The 4,709-nt window shown below is 70.9% G+C and carries 3 protein-coding genes; all 3 read left to right on the top strand.

Annotated features, from left to right (window positions below):
• Nucleotides 1–26: 26 nt before the first annotated feature.
• The 3 genes from AC1D29_RS26815 (at nt 27) to AC1D29_RS26805 (ending at nt 4,691) form a co-directional block, all read left to right on the top strand.
• Nucleotides 27–605, top strand: coding sequence for a PEP-CTERM sorting domain-containing protein (locus tag AC1D29_RS26815; RefSeq protein WP_477903306.1), 579 nt, complete (start codon nt 27–29; stop codon nt 603–605).
• Nucleotides 606–672: 67 nt separating this feature from the next.
• On the top strand, nt 673–2,520 hold the full coding sequence (locus tag AC1D29_RS26810; RefSeq protein ID WP_477903304.1) for a hypothetical protein: 1,848 nt from the start codon (nt 673–675) through the stop codon (nt 2,518–2,520).
• A gap of 26 nt (nt 2,521–2,546) precedes the next feature.
• Nucleotides 2,547–4,691, top strand: a complete 2,145-nt coding sequence (locus AC1D29_RS26805; RefSeq protein WP_477903302.1) for a PqqD family peptide modification chaperone — start codon at nt 2,547–2,549, stop codon at nt 4,689–4,691.
• Nucleotides 4,692–4,709 lie beyond the last annotated feature (18 nt).

The raw sequence follows: 4,709 nt of genomic DNA, 5'->3' as shown, positions 1-4,709 counted from the left end.
AGATGAACGGATATCAGGAGAACACCATGACGACTTTTCGCCTCGCCACGCTCGCCGCGGCCACCGCCCTTGCGTTTTCGCTGCCGGCTCGCGCCGAGGTGATCAATGCGCCGACCGTCAGCGGCACGCTGGGTGGCACCGCCGTGCTGAGCCTGAGCTTCAACGTGCCCACCGCCTTCGACCTGTCGGCGCTGACGCTGACCATCGACTGGCCGTCTGCAGGCCTGGCGCTGGACCCTTCGGCATCCACGGCACTGGGCATGTCCTGGCCCACATTCGCCGCGCTGTTCGAGCCCGATCCCTTGCTCACGCAGATCACCATCGACCCGGTGGCCGGGAAGTTCGGCGCCTCCGCCATGCTGATACAAGCCATGACGCTGCCAGCCGGCAACTACACGGTCGGCATGTCGTTCCAACTGCTGGGCGCGGGTAATCATTCGGTGAGCTACGCCTTCGACCTGATCGATGCCAACGCTGACACGCCCATCAGCATCACCGGCAGCGGTCTGGTGAACGTCTCCGCCGTGCCGGAACCCGCGTCGCTGGCCTTGCTGCTCGCCGGCCTTGGCGTCGTGGGCGGCATCGCCCGTCGTCGCGCGCGTTGAACTTTCCGGAGGCGGTGCGTCGCGTCCGGGCGGGCCGGGTGCCGCGCCGCTCGTCCGCTGACCGTCTATGAACGCCCGCCAAGACCTCCCCGCATCCAACCCCGCCCTGGGCGCTGACGCCGCCTGGGCATCGCTCGCCGAGGCCAGCTCCGCCGAAGCGCTGTGCCGCGCCTGGCTGGCCGTGCTGTGCAGCCTGGTGCCGGGCGCCCAGGTGGGCCTGTTGCTGCTGCAGGACGCCGGCGGCTCTTACGTTCCCGCCGCCGCCTGGCCCGAAGGCACCGAGCTGCAGCGCCTGGCCGACATCGCCCGCGAGTGCCTCGGTACGCGCCAGGGTGTGCGCCGCCAGCATGCCGGCCACCCGACGCAGCTCGCCTATCCGCTGGCCGCCGGCGAGGCCTTGCATGGCGCCGTCGTCATCGAGCTACTCGACGCCAGCCCGGAAGCGATCCGCCTGTGCGCCCGCCTCACGCATTGGGGCGCCGGCTGGATGGCCGACCTGTTCGCGCAGCGCGAGCTGTCCCAGGCCCGTCAGCGGCTGGACGAATCGGCCTTCCTGTTCGAGGTGTCGCTCGCGGCGCTGGCCGAGCCCGATTTCCGCCAGGCCGGCCTGACGCTGGTCAACAAGCTCGCGGCGCGCTTCGGCTGCCACCAGGTGCAGCTGGCGCTGGCCGACGGGCCCACGCTGCAGACGGCCGCCGTGTCGCACTCCGCCTGGTTCGACGAGCGCGCCAACCTGACCGCGCTGGCCCGGGCCGCGATGACCGAGGCCTTCGACCAGCGCAGTGCCGTCGTCTGGCCCGAGGACGACACGTCGGACAGCCGCGTGCTGCGCATGGCCCATTCGCGCTACGCGGCCGACTCCGGCAGCCTGGCCCTGGTGTCGCAGCCGCTGGCCATCGGCGCCGCGCCGCCGTTCGCGGTGCTGCTGTTCGAACGCAACACGGTCTTCCAGCCAGCCGAGCTGAAGGGCATGGCGCTGCTCGCCGGCGTGCTCGCGCCGGTGCTGGAGCACAAGCATGCGCGCGACGAAGGCCTGGCCCAGCATGCGCGGCGCAGCCTGCGCCACGCGGCCGCGCGGCTGACCGATGCCTCCCACCCCGGCCTCAAGCTGGGTGCTGCCGTGCTGGCCCTGCTGCTGCTGATCGCCGCCCTCGTGCCGGTGGACCACCGCGTGTCGGCGCCGGCCATCGTCGAAGGCGCCGTTCAGCGCTCGGCCGTCGTGCCCTTCGACGGATTCCTGCGCGACGCGCCGGCCCGCGCCGGCGACACGGTCAAGGCTGGCCAGGTGCTGGCGCGCATGGACGACCGCGACCTGCAACTCGAGAAGGTGCGCTGGGAGACCGAACTGGAGATGGCGCAGCGCAAGGAGCGCGAGGCCATGTCGCAGGCTGATCGCGTCAACCAGCGCCTGTCTGCCGCCCAGGCCAACCAGGCGCGCGCGCAGCTGGACCTGACGCTGTCCAAGCTGTCACGCGTGGAGCTGACTGCGCCGTTCGACGCGGTCGTCGTCAAGGGCGACCTGTCGCAGCAGCTGGGCGCGCCGCTGGAAATGGGCAAGACACTGTTCGAACTGGCGCCGCTGGCGAGCTGGCGCGTCATGCTGAAGATCGACGAGCGAGACATCGCGCGCGTGGAGCCGGGGCAGGGCGGCGAGCTGGTGCTGACCGGCGCGCCGGGCCAGCGCTGGCATTTCAAGCTGAAGTCGGTCACGCCGGTCTCGGTGGTGGAAGAAGGCCGCAACTACTTCCGCGCCGAAGCGCAGATCGCCGAGTTGGAGAGCCAGCAAGGCCTGAAGCTCAAGCCCAACATGGAAGGCGTGGCCAAGGTCGTCGTCGGCGAGCGCAGCCTGCTGTGGGTGTGGACGCACCGCTTCACGGACTGGGTCAAGCTGGCCCTGTGGCAATGGACGCCGTAGGCCCTCCCGCGCGTCAAGACCGTCCTTTGGGCGACGCGCTCTTCTCGGCCAACTGGTACCGCGTCGCCACGCTGAAGCCGCGGCTGCGCGGCCATGTGCGCATCCACCGCCACGTCTACCGCGGCGAGATCTGGTATGTCGTCGAGGATCGCGTCTCCGGCAAGTACCACCGCTTCAACCCCAGCAGCTACCGCGTCATCGGCCTGCTGGACGGCGAGCGCACGCTGCAGCAGGTGTGGGATCGCCTGTCCGCGGCGATGGACGAGCACACGCCCAGCCAGGACGAGCTGGTGCAGCTGTTCGGCCAGCTCTACGCCGCCGACCTGATCCAGTGCGACGTGACGCCCGACGTGGCGGAGCTGTTCGAGCGCGGCGGCAAGCAGCGCCGCTCCAAGCTGCTGCAGCGCTTCGCCAACCCCGTGTCGCTGCGCTTCCCGCTGGTGGATCCGGACGCCTGGCTGGGCCGCGTCATCGCCGCCGCCGGGCCGCTGAAGGGCTGGGTCGGTGTCGCGCTGTGGCTGGCCGTGGTGCTGCCCGCCGTGCTGCTCGCGCCCAGCCACTGGCGCGAGCTGACCGGCAACATCAACGAGCGCCTGCTGGCCGTCGACAACCTGCTGCTGCTGGCCATCCTGTTCCCGCTGCTGAAGGCGGCGCACGAGATCGGCCATGGCCTGGCGGCCAAGCGCTTCGGCGGCGAGGTGCACGAGATGGGCGTCATGCTGCTCGTGTTCTTCCCGGTGCCCTATGTGGACGCCAGCAGCTCCAGCGCCTTCGGCAGCCGCTGGCCGCGCATGCTGGTGGGCGCAGCGGGCATGCTGACCGAGCTCTTCATCGCGGCCATCGCCTTCTACCTGTGGTTGGCACTGGAGCCGGGCTTCGTGCGCTCGCTGGCCTTCAACGTCATCGTGCTGGCCAGCATGACGACGCTGATGTTCAACGCCAACCCGCTGCTGCGCTACGACGGCTACTACATCTTCGCGGACGCCATCGAGAGCCCCAACCTCGGCCAGCGCGCCACCGACTACTGGGGCTGGCTGCTGCGCTACCACCTGTTCGGCCAGCACCAGGCCGAGCCGCCGCCGTCCACGCCGGGCGAGCGCCGCTGGTTCCTCGTCTACGCGCCGCTGGCGCTGGCCTACCGGCTCTTCGTCATGTTCAGCATCGCGGTCTTCATCGCGAGCCGCTACTTCTTCATCGGCGTGCTGATCGCCGCCTGGGGCATCATCGCCAGCGTCATCCTGCCGTGGGCGCGCGGCCTGAAACGGCTGGCCGGCGACCCGGCACTGGAGCCGCAGGCCGGCCGCGTGCGCCGCGTGCTGTGGGTGTCGGGCGCGCTGGTCGTGCTGCTCTTGTTCGTCATCCCTATGCCGCACCATTCGGTCGCGACCGGCGTCGTCTGGCCCAGCGACAACGCCGTGCTGCGCTCGCAGTCGGCGGGCTTCTTCTCCAAGCTGCTGGTGCGGCCGGGCGCCGTGGTGCTGGAGGGGCAGCCGGTGGCCGAGCTGGTCGACCCGGCGCTGCAGGCGCGGCTGAGCGAGCAACGCGGACGCCTGGAGCTGGCCCAGGCCAAGCACGACGCGGCCTTCGGTGTCATCGGCATCGCCCCGGCGCGGGCGGCCTTGCTGGCCGAGGAGGTCAGGCGCGAGCAGGCGGCGCTGGTGTCACTGGAAGGTGAGGCCGCCAAGCTCATCGTGCGCGCCGAGGTCGCCGGCATCCTGCTGCTGACGCGTCCCGACGATCTGCCCGGCCGCTTCTTCAAGCGCGGCGAGGTGCTGGGCCACATCGACACCGCCGGCCCGCCGCTGGTGCGCGTCGTGCTGCCGCAGTGGCAGAGCGCGGCGGTGCGGGGCTTCGAGGTGAGGCTGCCGCAGCAGCCGGGCCAGAGCTACGAAGCGAAGCTCGCGCGCAGCGTGCCGGCGGCAGCGCGCGACCTGCCCAGCCCGGCGCTGGGGACGGCGGCGGGTGGTGACATTCCACTGGACCCGCACGACCCCAAGGGCTTGCAGGCGTTGCAGACACTGTTCGAGCACGAGCTGCAACTGGGGCAGGACATGCCTTACCGGCAGATCGGCGCGCGCGTGCTGGTGCGGCTGGAGCATGAGTCGGAGCCGGTGGCGCTGCGGGTGTGGGACGGGCTGCGGCGTTTGTTCCTGTCGCGTTTCCAGCTGTGACGGGCGCTGCAGCGGCTT

This window comes from Roseateles sp. P1_C6, assembly GCF_056406315.1.
Note: the sequence above shows the minus strand (reverse complement) of the source record. Positions and strands in the feature narration are given on the sequence as shown.